Below are 16789 nucleotides of genomic sequence, written 5' to 3'. Positions count from 1 at the left end.
GGAAGTGATGTATATGGAGGAATTTCAATTTACAAAACGTGCACATAAAATATTGGAGATTGCAACGCGAGAGGTTGAGTGTAATAAAGGTATTATTCATCCTATGCATCTATTTATAGGAGCTTGTAAGGAAGGTACTGGAGTTTGCGCGGAGTTACATATGTATTTATTTCACACGGTGGGTATGGATTTTTCAGCAAAAATATCATTGCTCCAACAATATTATGCAAATGAAATAGAATACATAAATGTTGGGGAGTTTAAAGTTTCAAATAAGACGATAGAAGTTTTACAAGTAGCAAAGAAACGGATGGACCGTTTTCAGCAAGTATTAATAAATGAAGGGCATGTTTTATATGCACTGTTTCAAGTTGATACAGTTATTGAAAAGGTTATAAGTAAAAACGTGCAAAAAGAGCTGTTGAGTATTACATCTGAGTCAAGAGACTTAACCGTTGATTTAAAAAGATTTAATCCTATTTATAATAATTTTAATGTTAGAAGAGCTGTCTTTTCTGATTTTGAAAAGTTGGCACGTTTTGTTAAGGATGAATTTGGTGAACGTTGGTTAAAATCTTTAGATTATGGATTTCGGACATATAAAGAGGAGTTACCTATTTTTATTGCTGAGCAGGAAGGAGCAATCATTGGTTTCGCTTGTTACGATGTTGTGAGAGGAAAAAAAGGGTTGTTTGGCCCGATGGGTACAGCGAAACATAATCGTGTGAACGGTGTTGGGAAGACGTTATTGAATCATTGTTTATATAACATGAAGAAAAGCGGATATGATTATGCAATTATAGGACAAGCAGGTCCGATTGAGTTTTATGAGAGGTGCTGTAATGCACGTTTAATACCCATAGGAGATAATTAACTCTATCCCTTTGCAAAGAATGCAAAGGGATAGAGTTTTATTATGTATAAATCAAATTACTAAACTTTTTCCAGGAAACGGTGTAGAATGGGTATCTAATGAAAGAAGGTGTGAAAATGGCCAGCTGGAAACGAAATTTAATGATTTGTTGGCTAGGTTGTTTTACCACTGCAGCCGGTATGAGTTTAGTAATTCCTTTTTTATCTTTTTATATTGAGGAATTAGGAGTGACTGGCACTTCTAGTATTGCACAGTGGTCGGGACTTGCATTTGGTGTAACATTTTTAATGGGTGCGATCGTATCACCGATATGGGGAAAGCTCGGTGATATACATGGACGGAAATTGATGCTTATACGTGCTAGCCTTGGTATGGCGATAATTATGACGCTTATGGGGTTTGTGACAGATGTGTATCAATTAGTCGCACTTCGGTTTTTAATGGGATCGGTATCAGGTTTCCTTTCTACAGCGATGACACTTATTGCTGCAGAAACTCCGCAAGAACATTCAGGTTGGGCAATTTCTACAATCTCAACTGGAGGCGTGAGCGGTTCGTTACTTGGGCCGATACTCGGAGGTTATTTGTCAGAGTTAATCGGAATGCGCCATGTTTTTCTAGTTACAGGAGCTTTCTTATTCCTGTCCTTTCTTATCGTCTTTTTCTTCTTACATGAGGAGAAACATTCTGCTAAAGAAAAAAAGGCACAGCCGAAAAAAGTATGGACGATGGTCCCTGCAAAACATTTAATAATAAGTTTATTTGTAGCAACGTTTATTATTCAGCTTGCAAATATGTCGATTCAACCTATTATTACGTTGTATGTAAAGCATTTGGCAGGACCAGGAACAGATCATATTGAAATGCTTGCAGGTGCAGTCATGTCTGCGACAGGATTAGCAGTTATTTTAGCAGCTCCTAAGCTAGGAAGATTATCAGATCATATTGGACCTCAAAAAACGTTAGTTGTAGCGTTGTTTGCTGCAGGAATTATTTTTATTCCGCAAGCATTTGTAACCTCAGCTTGGCAACTATTAATTCTTCGCTTTTTATTAGGTATTGCACAAGCAGGACTATTACCTTCCGTACAAACTCTACTAAAACAACATACGCCAACCCATGTAACGGGACGAATATTTGGATATAATCAATCATTTCAGTTTTTAGGAAATATGATTGGGCCAGTACTTGGTGGACAAATTGCAGCTCATGCAGGCTTCCAATATGTTTTCTTCTCTACATCATCACTATTATTTATTGCGTGCATTTGGGTTTATTTTCATAGTAAGAACGAAGAGGTATCAGAGAAACGACATTTGGAAGTTAGTTAACTATGTGAATGAAAAACAGAAAAAGGATGAAGCAATATTGCTTCATCCTTTTTCATTAAAATTGAAGGCAAAGATAACTTAATGTACCAAGCTCGTAGCTACGGTGAATGACCGTACCGTCGTTCTCACCACTACCCATCGCGATAAATAGAGGAACAAAATGTTCCGCTCTTGGTACAGCTAATTGTGCATGAGGAGCATTTCTTTCCCAGTTAAACAATGCATCTTTATCGCTAGTATGCATATGATTTATAATCCAATCATCAAATTCAATCGCCCATTGTTCCGGAGTTGTTTCATTCCACTTTAATGCTCGTAAATTATGAACAGTAACTCCGCTGCCGATTACTAAAATATCTTCTTGTCCAAGTCCTTTTAGTGCTTCTCCAATTTCAAATTGTTCTTTTGCAGGAAGGAATGGATTTACTGATATTTGTACGACAGGAATATTGGCTTCTGGGTACATACGATGCAGGAGTGTCCATGAGCCATGATCTAAACCTCTCGTCATATTATGATGGACTGGAATGCCTTTGTTTTTAAATTTTGTTTCTAGCATAGACGCAATGCTAGAAGAGCCTTTCGCATGATATTTGATTTCGTATAACTCAGGAGGAAAACCTCCAAAGTCATAAATTGTTTCATATACTTCATCTGAAGAGGAGATCGTTAATACTTCACTTTCCCAGTGAGCGGTAAAAATAACAATAGCTTTCGGTTTATATGTTTCTCCAAGTGTCTTTAAAAAGCGTGTATAGTCTGTATCTTGAATAGCAAGCATAGGTGATCCATGTGCTAAAAATAGTGAGGGCATCATGATTAAAACCTCCTAAAAATATATTAATTACTTTATGTAAGTAACTATATAATTTTATTTTAAATTCGTCAAGATAATAGTTTAATATGTAATCGGAAAAATAGATCATTTGTCATAATGAAAGCAATTGCATATAATACATAATAAGAATAATGAATGTTTATTCATTATAAAAAAAGATATACATAATAGATTTGGAGGCTGTCGGAATGAGCATACAGGAAAATTTCGTTACGGCATTGGATAAATCGGAAATTTACTTGCGTAAATGGTTACCAGAAGGAAATCCGCGGGGAATTGTTCAAATTGCACATGGTATGACAGAACATGCAGGTGTTTATACAGAATTTATTGATGCTTTATTAGAAGCAGGATATGGTGTTTATGCTCATGATCATAAAGGGCATGGAAAAACAGTGAAAAGGGAAGAAGACTATGGTCATTTTGAACCAAATGTAGGTTGGAATCAGGCTGTGTCTGATGTTATCTTTGTTTCGGAAATGATAAAAGAAGAGCAGACATGCCCGTTATTTTTACTTGGACATAGTATGGGTTCTTTTTTATCAAGACGTGCTGTACAACTTAAAGGTGAATTATATGATGGATTCCTTATTTCAGGAACTGGTGGAAATCCAGGGCTTTTAGGAAGTATCGGTCATAAAGTAGCGACAATTGAGATGAAACTTCGCGGAAAGAAAACGAAAAGTCCGATGCTGAACTTCTTATCTTTCGGAAACTTCAACTCACACTTTAAGCCAAATCGTACGAAATTTGATTGGTTATCTTCAGATATTCATCAAGTTGATAAGTATATTGCGGATCCGTTATGTGGATTCATTTGCACGACTAGTTTTTACCGAGAATTGTTTCATGGAGTTCTAGAAGTAAATAAAATAGAAGAATACAAGAAGACACCAAAAAATCTTCCAATACATATATTCTCTGGTGATCGTGATCCTGTTGGGGATATGGGGAAAGGTGTAAAAGAAGTATACGAAAACTATAAAAAATGTGGTGTGAAAGATGTAACACTTCGTTTATATGAAAATGGTAGACATGAAATGTTCCATGAAGTGAATAGAGAAGATGTATTTCAAGATTTGATTTCATGGTTAGATGAGCATATTGTATAAGAAGAAACCTCACTTCATGCTGAAGTGAGGTTTTTTGAAAAATTGGAGGATTGATTATGAGTGAATTTGTAAATAAAGAATATGTAGAAATAGATTTTCAAGATGTCTGGATAAAAGACGAGGAATTGAAAAATTGTACCTTTATAAAATGCCGTTTTAGAGGGATAGATGCATCAGAAGTTTTTACTAAAAATTGTAATTTCATAGAATGTGATTTTACTGGTACTCTTTTTAATGCTTCTATCCATCAAGGAACTACGTTTGCTAATTGTAGGTTTTTTGGTGCGAATTTATTTGTATCTAAGTTTGAAGAATGTAAAATGACTGGTTCGGATTTCGAAGAGGCGAATTTAGACGGAATAACAATTATATCAGGCGATTGGTCATATACGAATTTAAGGTTTGCAAACTTAAGTAAACAAATGTTAAAGGGTATTCGTTTAATTGAAGCTGACCTATATGAATGTAATTTAGAAAAAGCAGATTTGCGTGAAGCGGATTTAACGGGCGCACAATTAGGTAAGGTGAAACTTAGTGGGGCGGATTTAAGAGGAGCTGTAGTTGATAGAGTTGATTTTAAAGCTTTTGATTTAAAAAACGTGAAATTAGATATAGCGCAGGCGGTTGCAGTCGCGAGATGTTATGGAGCAAAGGTGAATTAAATCATTTGTAACACCGTTCAATATATTGAACGGTGTTACAAATAGTAATGATTTTTAAAGATTGCCTTTTACCGCTTTTATAATATGATGTGTGAAATTGCTAATGTCAGGAGATGCTGAATATGGATAGCATAAAGATTAAACAACTATATGAAGCATTAAGAAAATCTTGGTCAATAGAAACGAGTTCTAAGTGGACGAGCGAAAGCCCAGCAAAGGGACAATGTGGTGTAACGGCCCTTATTGTCCAAGAATTGTGCGGGGGAGAGATAATAAAGACGAAGATAGGTGAAGTATGGCATTTCTACAATAAAGTAGATGGGAAAAGGTATGATTTTACTAGGACCCAATTTCATGAAACATTAAACTATATGGACATGAAGTCGAGCCGTGAAGAAGCATTTGCAGATACAAATGAAAAACAATATAGCATTTTGAAGGAAAAGACAACGAAAGAATTAAAATTATCTTTTGACTCTTAATCTTCAATAAGTTACTATAATGGTGGTAACTAATTAAAGGGAACTTCATAGAGTTGAAAGGGGAAATACTTTTGAAAACAACTTATGTAAACGCTACAATTGCAACGATGAATGGACAAAATGAAGTGATAGAAAATGGATATATCATTGTAGAAAATGATCAAATTATAGATGTAAATAGCGGAGAATTCGCTAACGATTTTGAAGTAGATGAAGTAATTGACATGAAAGGAAAGTGGGTTTTACCAGGGCTTGTCAATACACATACACATGTTGTTATGAGCCTTTTGAGAGGTATCGGAGATGATATGTTATTGCAGCCATGGCTTGAGACGAGAATTTGGCCACTTGAAAGTCAGTTTACGCCAGAGCTTGCGGTCGCTAGCACGGAATTAGGATTACTTGAAATGGTGAAAAGTGGTACAACATCATTCTCTGATATGTTTAATCCTATTGGAGTAGACCAAGATGCAATTATGGAAACGGTATCAAGGAGTGGAATGCGTGCTGCTGTTTCAAGAACTTTATTTAGCTTCGGAACGAAAGACGATGAAAAGAAAGCAATTGAAGAAGCTGAGAAATATGTGAAGCGTTACTATAACGAAAGTGGTATGTTAACTACGATGGTTGCACCGCATAGTCCATATACATGTTCCACAGAACTGTTAGAAGAGTGTGCTCGTATTGCAGTAGAAAATCAAACGATGGTTCATATTCATCTTTCTGAAACAGAGCGTGAAGTACGTGATATTGAAGCACAGTATGGGAAGCGTCCAGTAGAATATGCAGCAAGTTGCGGATTGTTTAAACGCCCAACAGTTATTGCGCACGGTGTAGTATTAAATGAAAATGAGCGTGCATTTTTAGCAGAACATGATGTTCGAGTAGCTCATAACCCAAATAGTAATTTAAAACTAGGTTCTGGTATAGCGAATGTAAAAGCGATGCTAGAAGCAGGAATAAAAGTAGGAATTGCAACAGATAGTGTGGCGTCTAACAACAATTTAGATATGTTTGAAGAAATGCGTATAGCGACTTTATTACAAAAAGGTATTCATCAAGATGCAACAGCATTACCAGTTGAAACAGCTCTTTCTCTTGCGACAAAAGGAGCTGCGGAAGTAATTGGTATGAAACAAACGGGATCACTTGAGGTTGGTAAGTGTGCTGATTTTATTACGATTGATCCATCTAATAAGCCACATTTACAACCGGCAGATGAAGTGTTATCACATCTTGTGTATGCAGCTAGTGGAAAAGATATAAGCGATGTAATTATTAATGGTAAACGTGTCGTTTGGAATGGTGAATGTAAAACGTTAGATGAAGAGCGTATTATATTTGAAGCAAGTCGTTATAAACGAGGTTTACAAAGATAGGTATTTATATACCAGTTGAGAAAGCTATCCTTTCTAGAAAATAGAATAGGGTAGCTTTTTTTATTGAACGAATAAATATTCAAAAGAATGTCGCATCTTTCTATTGGTATTTCTGCTATAATATATAACGCTTTATAATATTTTATACTTAAGGAGAACAACTCATGAAGCGAAAAAAGAGCCATTTAATAGTAATGGCACTTGTTACATCTTTATTTTTAACAGCTTGTAATAATAAAGCGAATAAAAGTGAAACAGAGGCAAAAAAACAAGTATTAAATGTAACAGTATCAGAAGAAATTCCTTCTCTTGATACTGCGAAAACGATGGATGGTACATCAGCGCACGTTATGCAAAACATATTTGAAGGGTTGTATGTATTAGATGATCAAGATCAGCCTATTCCAGCAGTAGCAAAATCGTTTGAAAGAAGTAAAAATGGTAAAAAATATACATTTGATTTGCGTAAAGATGCAAAATGGTCAAATGGAGACAGTGTAACAGCCAATGATTTTATGTTTGCGTGGAGACGGGCGGTAAGTCATGAAACAGCGTCTCAATATGCGTATATGCTCTTTTACGTGAAAAATGCGAAAGAGATAAATAAGGGAACAATGCCTCTTGATGAACTTGGGGTTAAAGTTATAAATGATTATAAGTTAGAAGTGGAACTAGAACAGCCAATTCCGTATTTTTTACAGTTGTTAGCATTACCTATATACTTACCACAGCACGAATCATTTTTAAAAGAACAAGGAAAGAATTATGCATTGGAACCTAGTAATCTCATATATAACGGTCCATTTGTATTAGAGAAGTGGAAGCATGAACAAGAATTTCAATTAAAGAAAAATGATACATATTGGGATAAAAAGAAAGTGAAATTAGAAGAAATAAACTTTCAAATTGTGAAGGATACAATGACAGCAGTAAATTTATATGAAGCTGGCGATTTGGATCGAGTACCAATTAATTCTCAATTTGTAGACAAGTATAAAGGGAATAAGCAATTGCATATGTCGAGCGATCCTGGAATTGCTATGCTCCGTTTTAATGAAAAAAATAATGCGTTAGCAAATAAGAAAGTGCGTCAGTCTATTTCATTAGCGTTAAATAAAGAAGATTTTGTAGCTCACTTTATTAATAACGGGGCAAAACCTGCAAGTGGACTTGTACCAGTTGGTCATATAAATGAAGCGACTGACAAAGATTTTAGAAAAGAAAACGGAGATATTTCTCCATACGACTTACAAAAAGCGAAAAAGATTTGGGAAGAAGCGAAAAAAGAACTTGGAGTAGAACAAATAAAACTCGAGTTTTTAACGTTTGAACAAGATAACGCAAAACGTATGGCGGAATATATAAAAGGTGACTTAGAGAAGAATTTGCATGGATTAACGATACAAATTAAACAACAGCCATTTAAGCAAAAATTACAATTAGAACAAACAGGAGATTACGATATATCTATGGCAAATTGGGGACCTGACTATAAAGACCCAATTAGTTATTTAGAACTATTTACGACGGGTAATCCGAATAACAAAATGAATTATTCTAACCTTCACTACGATGAATTAATAAAGAAAGCGAAAAATGATTTTGTACTAGATCCGGAGAAACGATGGGAAGCGTTGGTAGAAGCTGAGCAGGTCTTATTAGAAGACGCTGCTGTGGCACCGCTGTATCATATTGGCTCAGCTTATGTACAAAAGGATTATGTAAAAGGAATTGAAAAACATCAATTTGGTGGTGTTTATACTTATAAGAATGCTTATATCGCTAATAAATAAATACAAAAAACCTTACTTTTTAAAAGTAAGGTTTTTTTAGAGAGGGCAGGGAAATCCTTTGGTGGTGTTCCCAGCATATAAAGAAGATAAATGAAAAATTGTAGTTACGCATTCATAAGAAGTTGCAAAAATCAAAAACAAAAACGGAAAGTTTTTTCGATTTGTTTAAAAATTGAATGTAGTTTCTATTCTTTGTAGGGGTGTAATATCGGAAAAAGAAGAATAGAAATATAGCATATATGGAATAAGAGAATGCAGTACAGATCAGCATACAAGCATTCTCTTTCTGTAACTACGTTTATTTTTAATTATATGAAAAGAATATTAGATTATATATTTTGTCCTTGGTATACTTAAAAGGTAATTTGGGGTATTAAGATGAATTGATAGAGGTGTTTGTGTGGAATTATTTGAGTATTATAAAAAAAGGGGACGGTTTAAGTGTTTAATTGGGACAGGGATTTTTCTCTTTGGATTATATTGTCTGTATAATAGTTGGGGTGATGTTAATTGGGGAGAAATAATATTTATGGTTATAGCTTCGTTTGTTTTTGGGGGAATTGGATTTTGGCAATTAAGAAAAGGGAACTTATTAAAAGAGAATATAGCTAAAAATGATTTGAAGTTTTGGGATATTGATACTTATGTTTTACTAGAATTACCTCAAAATAATAAACATTACGGTTTATATACTCCCGATGGGGCCTATATAGTAGGAACAACTATGATTTCAACTGATATAATTTCTTCAAAATTACCTTTTTAAAAAAACAAGCAAGTTATTGGGTTGGAAGCAAGGGATGGGGAAATTCTTGCATATTTTCATAGTGAAGTTGAAAACTATGATTGGGCTATTTATGACTCAAATTATAATTGTGTAGGTATGTTTAAAGAAAATATGATACAAGGATTTGGAATGGTACGTGGTTCTTTAATGAATGAAAAAGAGATAAAACTTTCTGAAGTAGAAGTTGAATTTGATTTTTTCGAAACTTCTTTTCGTACAATGGATAATCGGATATTAATAAACTGTAAAAGAGGATATATGCCTTTGGAATGGAGCGAAAGATTCGGATTAAATGTACCTATTATTAAATTAGGTAATAATGTTTCTAATGCTGAAAAGATATTTGGTTTAGGGGTTCTTTTCTACATTTTAGAAACAATTAAAGTAAGAAAAAGTAGGGTTTTTAATGATTAGGATTAAAAATTTGTGTTATGAAATTTTTTGAATGCGTTATTGGGATAGGGGGATATTCATGAGGAATATACAAGTTAGACCGGAAGAATTGAGGAGAATTGCAAAGAATTTTAAATATGCTAGTAATATTTCTTCGGAGTATAATTTCTTTTTGAATCATGAAGATATCTCTAGTGTGTTACATCTTGGTTTTATTAATGAAACAGAATTAGAGTTTCAAAAATTATTTAAAAAAGAAATTGAAGAAAAGCAGTGATCCTTTTAAGGTGTTGGTGTTTTTGAAATAGTTAAAGAATGAATCTTAATTCATATACATAAAAAAGGAGGATTTCTATGAAATCATTACGTTTATTTATGATTCTCACTCTTGTCGTATTGTTAAGCGCGTGCAATACAGCAACACAAGTTACAAAGGTTCAAAAAAATGGCGAAACGACTTTAAAAATTGGTTCCCTGCAAGGGTATTACGATGTGCAAACGCTTAAAGCTGAAAAAGGAAATGTGGAAATTCCTTATGAAGCAGCCGTTGAAGAAGGTACGATTTTATTGCAAGTTACAAAAGATGATAAGGTTATTTATGAAGAAGAAGTCACTTCTCAAAAGGAAGGTTTGCTTTCTTTTGAAGCGCCAAAATCCGGATCATATGATTTAATTGTACGCGTGAAGGGTGAAAAAGAGAAAGCAAAAGAAATTCAAATACATACTAAGCTATGAAAAAACGGCAAGTGGAGTGCACCCGCTTGCCGTTTCCATTTTCAGTTGATTCTGTTACAACATATGTTTATGAAGTGATCCGCTGAGTCCTGATGTTTATTCCGCCGAAATTCCTGATGAAGTTAAAATAAGAGATGAACAAAAGAATGTGTTACAAACTTGGCATGTTAGTAACGAAATTGATAACTCTCTTTTACATGATAAAAAGACTGGGTTTGATACATTTGTATTTGAAAGAGATGTAGATGGTAAAAAGCAAGTAGTAGCACTCAGGGGGACATAAGGTGATGATCTTTTTGGAGAAGGTGTCCCAGACCTTACTACAGATATTGATTATATATGGGGGTAAATAAGTTGAAAAACATTGAAGTTCTAAATAAATACATTGAAGGGTTTTCTGATGATCTCCCTACGTGGTTAAAGCATCTAATCGAGGCAGAGGAGATACATCAAAACTATGAGAATGTACAAGTACTTGGTGAATTAAAAACAGATGCGGTGTTGTACTATGTACACCGTACGCTGCAAGTGTTAGATGGATTGTCTTTAGATGAAGAAGCGTATCGCATTATTGAAAAAGTACTAACGTATAGTGAGCTTGCAAAGGTAGGCTCTTTAAAACAGCGAGAGAAATGGAAGAAGAACGGAATCAATCTATTGGTACATAACGAGGGTTCTGCTGATATCTTTAGTGATATTCAGTTTATCGAACATATAGAGACAAACTTAAACTCTACTGAGTATTTGTTTGTTCGAGATTTAATTAGAACACATGGATTAATCGGGCAGTATATCCGCGGAGAGGCTCGTTTGAACTCTCATATTGATTTAATTGACACATATAAAGAAGAATACGGAGACGTTAGGTTAAAGGAGATTCTATACTATCTTAATCAATGTATTATTGAAGGTGTATCAAAATCTTTGTGGAGCGAAGTAAAGAACGATGTGAAGATTACAATTGATGGGCTATTTGATGGTTATGTGGAGCCATTTACTTCTCGTGTACATAGACTCACGCCAAAACATAAGGAGTCAGTATTTGAAAAAGATATAATTATGGGGAGCGAGAAGAGAGACGTTCAAACATTTTTATCTGATAAGGATTTGTGGTATGTAGAACCGTCTATGCATGCCCTTAGCTTCGAGGATATTTGGACAGTTTTTGTTATGTTAAAGAACGAGATAGGCACTAGAAAGGTTCAGCATATCCATTTCGAGAAATTGATGCAGCAGTTGCACTATGATTTCAAAGGCGAGAAGAAGGACAACGTGTATCGTAAGCGGGTTATTGAGAAGTATCTACGGGAGTACCGTGAGAACGAGAAGCCGAATACAACACATGTTTCTTTTGAGGTTAAAGTCGATGAAGATATGAAGACTGCGTATGTGTCGTTTCAGTTTTCTGCTGTAGGTGAAGCGTTAATCATCTTCTGTGTAGAGGCAGAAAAGATAGATATGATGCATGCTCGGGCAAATGTACTGCTCTTTGATTTCTTCGGGTTACGAAAGGATGCATATGATAGATTCCATAACGAAGAAGTGTATTTGGAGCATATGAATAGTTCGGCTGATGATAAACGAATTATTCTTGATTATATAAAGGGAGATACGATTGTAGATGTCGGATCCGGTGGTGGTGTTATGCTAGACATGATTGAAGAAGAGACCGAGGATAAACGAATCTACGGTATCGATATTTCCGAAAATGTGATTGATACGTTGAAAAAGAAGAAACAGGACGAAAGTCGTTCTTGGGACGTCATTAAAGGGGATGCTATCAACTTAGGTAGCTCGTTTGATAAAGAATCGGTTGATACGATTGTGTATTCTTCTATCCTTCATGAGCTGTTCTCTTATATTGAGTATGAAGGTAAGAAATTCAATCATGAAGTAATCAAAAAGGGGTTACAGAGTGCTTACGAGGTGATAAAGCCAGGAGGTCGTATTATCATTCGTGATGGCATCATGACTGAAGATAAAATGTTAATGCGTGTGATTCATTTTAAAGATGCAGGTGGAATGAAGTTCTTAGAGCAGTATGTCCGTGAATTTAAGGGGCGTATAATCCAGTATGAGGTACTTGCAGACAATACAGTCAAAATGCCTGTTAACGATGCGATGGAGTTCTTATATACGTATACATGGGGTGAGGATTCCTTCGTTCACGAGGTGCAAGAGCAGTTTGGAATCTTTACGCCAAACGACTATCAGGATTTCGTAAAGGGTATCTTTGGAGATAAAGTAAACATCGTTCAAGCTATGAACTATTTACAGGATGGATATACACAACATCTTAGCGAGAAAATCGATTTTAAAGATGAGTCTGGGAATGCGGTTGTGCTACCGGATAGTACGTTCTTTATGGTTTTAGAAAAGAGGTAATGGTATTGAAAACTTATAAAAAGTTTAGTTTGTGGGTTTCGATATGTTTGTGGAGGATCTCGTTCTAAAGCATATGCAATGACGGGAGATTACATGGAAAGCGAACCTTTCTGTGTATACATTCCAAAAGCATTGCGAAAACAGAAAAAGAACGTAAAAAAGGGACATGAGTAAGAATATGCTCATGCCCTTTGTTTAGATTATATAATTTATTGTACTTCGCATCAGTCGTATGATGATCTAAGAAATGAAAAACGCTCGGTTTCCCATCTTTCGTTAAAAATCCACTATCTTGATTCATTATGCTGAAACGAGTTTTTACGTATAATTTCTATTAAACTCATTTTAATAAAGAATAATAATTCGTATCATATGGGATATCATCTTGATACATATAATTTTTTAGAACGCCTTCTTTTTCAAATCCTAATTTTAATAGCACTTTATTGGAAGCTTCATTTTCAAGAAAGACAATTGCTCCGATCCGTTTTAAATGAAGTGTGTGGAAACCGTATGATATAACTTCAGAAACCGCTTCAGTCGCATATCCATTTCCCCAGTGTTCAGGCAAAAAGGCATAACTTATATTTGCTCGTTTATGTTCGGAAGACCAATCATGAAAACCAATTGTTCCAATGAGCCCTTTCTTGTCTTTTAATTCGATTCCCCATTTAATGCCGCTTCTTGCGTTGTAACCCAACTTAAAATTAGTAAGGATTTGCTTTACTTGATCCAAGTTTTGCAATGGTTTTTGGCCATAATGGCGCAGGACATCAGTATTAGAAAAGCATTGTAGTATACTCGGTGCATCTTCTTCGGTAAGTTCTCGTAAAATGAGTCGGTTGGTTTTTAATATAGGAAACATATTTTCACTCCATTTCTTATGAAACTAGAATGTATTTGTTATTATATAATTTAATCTGAAAATAAAGATTATTCAAGAGGTAAGGATGATTTTGAATCTATGGCTGTTAATCATATTGATTTACGACTAGATGAATCGGGGGTATTTTTGTTTCTTGCCCAAGTCGGTAACTCAGGAAGTTCAAGTGAACCACATTTACATATCCATCATCAAAGGCAGGATCCATCCAAGGTGAGTATGTTTTTCACGGAAGGCTTGCCACTTTATTTTCGAACTGAAAAAGGTGCGATAATGCCGGAAAGAGGGACATACATAAGTGGTAAGTAGAAGGAAATCATTTCATACAAAAAGGGTATTCCAAATCAAATTTGGAATACCCTTCTTCATTACCCTACAAATGTTTGATACAGTAAGAAAATATTTAAAACGATAATAAGTGCAGCGATTAACCACGCGATAAATGTTGTAATGCGATGGTTGACGAGTGCGCCCATAATCTTCTTATTACTTGTAAACATAATAAGTGGTACTAATGCAAAGGCAATACCGAAAGATAAGACAACTTGACTCATAACGAGAGCGTAAGTTGGATTTACACCTAAAGCGATAATAACGAGAGGCGGAATCATTGTTATAAATCGGCGTAAGTATAACGGAATATGCATTCGAATGAATCCTTGCATAATAATATCACCAGACATCGTACCAACAGAAGAACTAGATAAACCTGCTGATAAAAGTCCAATCCCAAATAATGCAGCCGATACAGGACCGACTAAATTACTGAACTGGTTAAAAGCAACATCAAGGTCTTCAACGTGCAAGCCGTTTTTAAAGAATAGTGCAGCTGCTACAATTAACATACTTGCATTAATTGCTCCAGCGATAACCATTGCAATAATAATATCGATGAATTCGAAGCGGAAAATCTTTTTCTTTTGTTCATCATTTGTTCCGACTACACGGCGCTGCGTTAAGGCCGAATGTAAATATATCGCGTGCGGCATTACTGTCGCACCTAAAATTCCAGCTGCTAAAAGGATGCTATCTACACCTTGGAATTTTGGAGTGAAAAGTCCTGAGAGTAGAGGGTTTAATTCCGGTTTTGCGTAAAAGACTTGGATACCAAAAGCGATAACAACGATAAAAATCATACCTGTTATGATAGCTTCTAATGGACGAAAGCCTCTGCGTTGAAATTCAAGAATAATAAATGATCCAACTGCTGTAATTAAAGCAGCTGGTAACATCGGAATTCCAAATAGTAAGTATAAGCCAAGTGCTGCCCCGATAAATTCAGCTAAATCTGTAGCCATAATAACGAGTTCCCCTTGTATCCATAAACCGATGGAAACTGGTTTGGGGAAGTTTTCGCGAGCTACTTCAGGAAGATTTCTCCCAGTAGCGATTCCTAATTTAGCTGATAAAGTTTGAATTAATACAGCCATTAAATTAGAAGCGAGTATTACCCAAAGCAATAAATACCCATATTGTGATCCAGCTGCGATATTTGTAGCGAAGTTCCCAGGATCAATATAAGCAACTGATGCGATAAAAGCAGGTCCTAAGAATGGTAACAGTCTTTTAAAGCCTTTTGTTTGTCCACTTAACGCTAAATGGGCTGATTGAACTGTTGTACTTTGAGAAGGGACTTGTTCATTTTTTGTTATATCTTTATTCATAGTAGTATTCCCCTTTGAAATCTTAACTTGATTAAAGTTTCACTTTATTCTTACTCGTTATTTCAATACGTTTAGATATATGATGTGGCAATTTCATTTGAACATAAAAGTTTCCTTAATGCAAATTATATGACTGTATGCAATGAATGGTGTGACGATGCAAAAAAAATTGGGAGTTTATGGTTGCTGACTAAGGGAGAAGATAATAAATTATAGGGTTGTTTTTGAAATTTATGTGAACATACAGCCTATATTACAGCATATTAATTGATGGAAATGAAATTGTATGATATATAATATATTGGGATTACAACCTAACCGTAGTGTTTTGTTCTGTAATCTTGTTTTTATTTCTGTTAACTTATAGAAAAAATTGTAAATAGAAGAAAATAGGCTAAGTACAATTTAGTATGTATTTTCTTATTATATATGTTTTGATATGAACGTTAACTTATACATGATTTTAAAATTTAGATAGGTGGTAGAAATACATTGGCAACTACAAAACCATATAGAGTATTACTGTATTACATGTACACAACAATTGAAAATCCAGAAGAATTTGCTGAACAGCATTTAGAATTTTGTAAATCACTTGAGTTAAAAGGAAGAATTCTTGTAGCGACAGAAGGAATTAACGGAACTTGTTCTGGAACTGTTGAACAAACAGAAAAATACGTGGAAGCGATGAATAATGATCCACGTTTTGCTGGAATCGTATTTAAAATTGATGAGGCAGATGAACATGCATTCAAGAAAATGCACGTACGTCCTCGTTCAGAGTTAGTTACACTTCGTCTAGAAGACGACATTAACCCGAAAGAAATTACTGGGAAGTATTTAGAACCAAAAGATTTTTATGAGGCAATGAAACAAGAAGATACAGTTATTATTGATGCACGAAATGATTATGAATTTGATTTAGGACACTTCAAAGGTGCGATTAAACCAGATATTGAATCATTCCGTGAATTACCAGATTGGATTAGAGAAAATAAAGAAACACTTGAAGGTAAAAAGATTTTAACGTACTGTACAGGGGGAATTCGTTGTGAGAAATTCTCAGGTTGGTTAGTTCGTGAAGGTTATGAAGATGTAAGCCAGCTTCATGGCGGAATTGTAACGTACGGAAAAGATCCAGAAGTACAAGGTGAACTTTGGGATGGTCAATGTTACGTATTTGATGAGCGTATCGCTGTACCAGTAAACCAAAAAGAACATGTTATCGTTGGTAAAGATCACTTTACAGGTGAACCTTGTGAGCGCTATGTAAACTGTGCAAACCCTGAATGTAACAAGAAAATTTTATGTTCTGAAGAAAGTGAAGCAAAACATTTACGTGCATGTTCTCATGAATGTCGTGTACACCCACGTAATCGTTATATCGTGCAACACGAATTAACAGAAGAGCAAGTAGCTGCTACATTAGAAAAAATCGAAGCAGGTAAGTAAGCAAAATTAGCTTAATAAA

Annotated in this window: 14 protein-coding genes and 3 pseudogenes; 14 read left to right on the top strand and 3 right to left on the bottom strand. The window is 34.9% G+C overall.

Features of this window, described 5'->3' with window-relative positions; all coding sequences use genetic code 11:
* The first annotated feature begins 13 nt into the window (after positions 1 to 13).
* Entirely contained in the window at positions 14 to 874 is an 861-nt protein-coding gene (locus AC0IXC_RS13790) for a GNAT family N-acetyltransferase (RefSeq protein WP_471652965.1), read from the top strand.
* A 116-nt stretch (positions 875 to 990) separates the two neighbouring features.
* Positions 991 to 2205 carry a multidrug efflux MFS transporter gene (locus tag AC0IXC_RS13785; RefSeq protein ID WP_002086285.1) on the top strand — a complete coding sequence of 405 codons (1215 nt, stop codon included), beginning with the start codon at positions 991 to 993 and terminating at the stop codon, positions 2203 to 2205.
* A 55-nt stretch (positions 2206 to 2260) separates the two neighbouring features.
* On the opposite strand, the gene AC0IXC_RS13780 is transcribed toward AC0IXC_RS13785, so the two are convergent.
* Positions 2261 to 3022 (bottom strand): DODA-type extradiol aromatic ring-opening family dioxygenase, encoded by a 762-nt coding sequence (locus tag AC0IXC_RS13780; RefSeq protein WP_002012144.1) that lies wholly within the window; start codon positions 3020 to 3022, stop codon positions 2261 to 2263.
* Between the two features lie 209 nt (positions 3023 to 3231).
* On the opposite strand from AC0IXC_RS13780, the gene AC0IXC_RS13775 reads away from it, so the two are divergent.
* The 10 genes and pseudogenes from AC0IXC_RS13775 to AC0IXC_RS13730 all read left to right on the top strand — a co-directional run.
* Positions 3232 to 4155: an alpha/beta fold hydrolase gene (locus AC0IXC_RS13775; protein WP_002086283.1), complete on the top strand. Its 924-nt coding sequence runs from the start codon at positions 3232 to 3234 to the stop codon at positions 4153 to 4155.
* A gap of 56 nt (positions 4156 to 4211) precedes the next feature.
* Positions 4212 to 4817: a pentapeptide repeat-containing protein gene (locus AC0IXC_RS13770; protein ID WP_002031189.1), complete on the top strand. Its 606-nt coding sequence runs from the start codon at positions 4212 to 4214 to the stop codon at positions 4815 to 4817.
* Between the two features lie 122 nt (positions 4818 to 4939).
* A complete protein-coding gene (locus AC0IXC_RS13765) occupies positions 4940 to 5299 on the top strand; it encodes a YunG family protein (RefSeq protein ID WP_002086281.1) in 360 nt (119 codons plus the stop codon).
* Positions 5300 to 5352: 53 nt separating this feature from the next.
* A complete protein-coding gene (locus AC0IXC_RS13760; RefSeq protein ID WP_471652964.1) occupies positions 5353 to 6678 on the top strand; it encodes a bifunctional S-methyl-5'-thioadenosine deaminase/S-adenosylhomocysteine deaminase in 1326 nt (441 codons plus the stop codon).
* A 164-nt stretch (positions 6679 to 6842) separates the two neighbouring features.
* Complete coding sequence (locus tag AC0IXC_RS13755; RefSeq protein ID WP_471652963.1) at positions 6843 to 8471, top strand: peptide ABC transporter substrate-binding protein; 1629 nt, start codon at positions 6843 to 6845, stop codon at positions 8469 to 8471.
* A gap of 400 nt (positions 8472 to 8871) precedes the next feature.
* Positions 8872 to 9672 (top strand): annotated as a pseudogene (locus tag AC0IXC_RS13750) (ABC transporter ATP-binding protein).
* Between the two features lie 31 nt (positions 9673 to 9703).
* On the top strand, positions 9704 to 9928 hold the full coding sequence (locus AC0IXC_RS13745) for a hypothetical protein (protein ID WP_307838400.1): 225 nt from the start codon (positions 9704 to 9706) through the stop codon (positions 9926 to 9928).
* A gap of 77 nt (positions 9929 to 10005) precedes the next feature.
* Positions 10006 to 10386: a BA_1872 family lipoprotein gene (locus AC0IXC_RS13740; protein WP_002031172.1), complete on the top strand. Its 381-nt coding sequence runs from the start codon at positions 10006 to 10008 to the stop codon at positions 10384 to 10386.
* 339 nt (positions 10387 to 10725) lie between these two features.
* A complete protein-coding gene (locus AC0IXC_RS13735) occupies positions 10726 to 12771 on the top strand; it encodes a class I SAM-dependent methyltransferase (protein WP_088032484.1) in 2046 nt (681 codons plus the stop codon).
* A gap of 27 nt (positions 12772 to 12798) precedes the next feature.
* Positions 12799 to 12945, top strand: a pseudogene (locus AC0IXC_RS13730) (radical SAM/SPASM domain-containing protein); the annotation flags it as partial.
* Positions 12946 to 13111: 166 nt separating this feature from the next.
* Here the strand turns inward: AC0IXC_RS13730 and AC0IXC_RS13725 are convergent.
* Positions 13112 to 13636 (bottom strand): GNAT family N-acetyltransferase, encoded by a 525-nt coding sequence (locus AC0IXC_RS13725; protein ID WP_002031168.1) that lies wholly within the window; start codon positions 13634 to 13636, stop codon positions 13112 to 13114.
* A 54-nt stretch (positions 13637 to 13690) separates the two neighbouring features.
* On the opposite strand from AC0IXC_RS13725, the pseudogene AC0IXC_RS13720 reads away from it, so the two are divergent.
* A pseudogene (locus AC0IXC_RS13720) lies at positions 13691 to 13963 on the top strand (M23 family peptidase); the annotation flags it as partial.
* Between the two features lie 59 nt (positions 13964 to 14022).
* On the opposite strand, the gene AC0IXC_RS13715 reads toward AC0IXC_RS13720, so the two are convergent.
* Positions 14023 to 15318, bottom strand: a complete 1296-nt coding sequence (locus tag AC0IXC_RS13715; RefSeq protein ID WP_240380179.1) for an Nramp family divalent metal transporter — start codon at positions 15316 to 15318, stop codon at positions 14023 to 14025.
* 492 nt (positions 15319 to 15810) lie between these two features.
* Here AC0IXC_RS13715 and trhO point away from each other — a divergent pair, with 492 nt between their 5' ends.
* Positions 15811 to 16770, top strand: a complete 960-nt coding sequence (gene trhO / locus AC0IXC_RS13710; RefSeq protein WP_002086277.1) for an oxygen-dependent tRNA uridine(34) hydroxylase TrhO — start codon at positions 15811 to 15813, stop codon at positions 16768 to 16770.
* The last annotated feature ends 19 nt before the right edge of the window (positions 16771 to 16789 follow it).

It is taken from the genome of Bacillus sp. AC266 (genome assembly GCF_979253805.1).
The sequence above is the reverse complement of the archived record's forward strand: the minus strand, read 5'-3'. Positions and strand labels throughout refer to the sequence as shown.

Bases quoted from the DNA above. Each gene is read 5' to 3' on its own strand.
- AC0IXC_RS13775 (WP_002086283.1), top strand. From the start codon at position 3,232: ATGAGCATACAGGAAAATTTCGTTACGGCATTGGATAAATCGGAAATT.
- AC0IXC_RS13785 (WP_002086285.1), top strand. From the start codon at position 991: ATGGCCAGCTGGAAACGAAATTTAATGATTTGTTGGCTAGGTTGTTTT.
- AC0IXC_RS13765 (WP_002086281.1), top strand. From the start codon at position 4,940: ATGGATAGCATAAAGATTAAACAACTATATGAAGCATTAAGAAAATCT.
- AC0IXC_RS13755 (WP_471652963.1), top strand. From the start codon at position 6,843: ATGAAGCGAAAAAAGAGCCATTTAATAGTAATGGCACTTGTTACATCT.
- AC0IXC_RS13770 (WP_002031189.1), top strand. From the start codon at position 4,212: ATGAGTGAATTTGTAAATAAAGAATATGTAGAAATAGATTTTCAAGAT.
- AC0IXC_RS13745 (WP_307838400.1), top strand. From the start codon at position 9,704: ATGCGTTATTGGGATAGGGGGATATTCATGAGGAATATACAAGTTAGA.
- AC0IXC_RS13740 (WP_002031172.1), top strand. From the start codon at position 10,006: ATGAAATCATTACGTTTATTTATGATTCTCACTCTTGTCGTATTGTTA.
- AC0IXC_RS13780 (WP_002012144.1), bottom strand. From the start codon at position 3,022: ATGATGCCCTCACTATTTTTAGCACATGGATCACCTATGCTTGCTATT.
- AC0IXC_RS13715 (WP_240380179.1), bottom strand. From the start codon at position 15,318: ATGAATAAAGATATAACAAAAAATGAACAAGTCCCTTCTCAAAGTACA.
- AC0IXC_RS13725 (WP_002031168.1), bottom strand. From the start codon at position 13,636: ATGTTTCCTATATTAAAAACCAACCGACTCATTTTACGAGAACTTACC.
- AC0IXC_RS13735 (WP_088032484.1), top strand. From the start codon at position 10,726: ATGGGGGTAAATAAGTTGAAAAACATTGAAGTTCTAAATAAATACATT.
- AC0IXC_RS13790 (WP_471652965.1), top strand. From the start codon at position 14: ATGGAGGAATTTCAATTTACAAAACGTGCACATAAAATATTGGAGATT.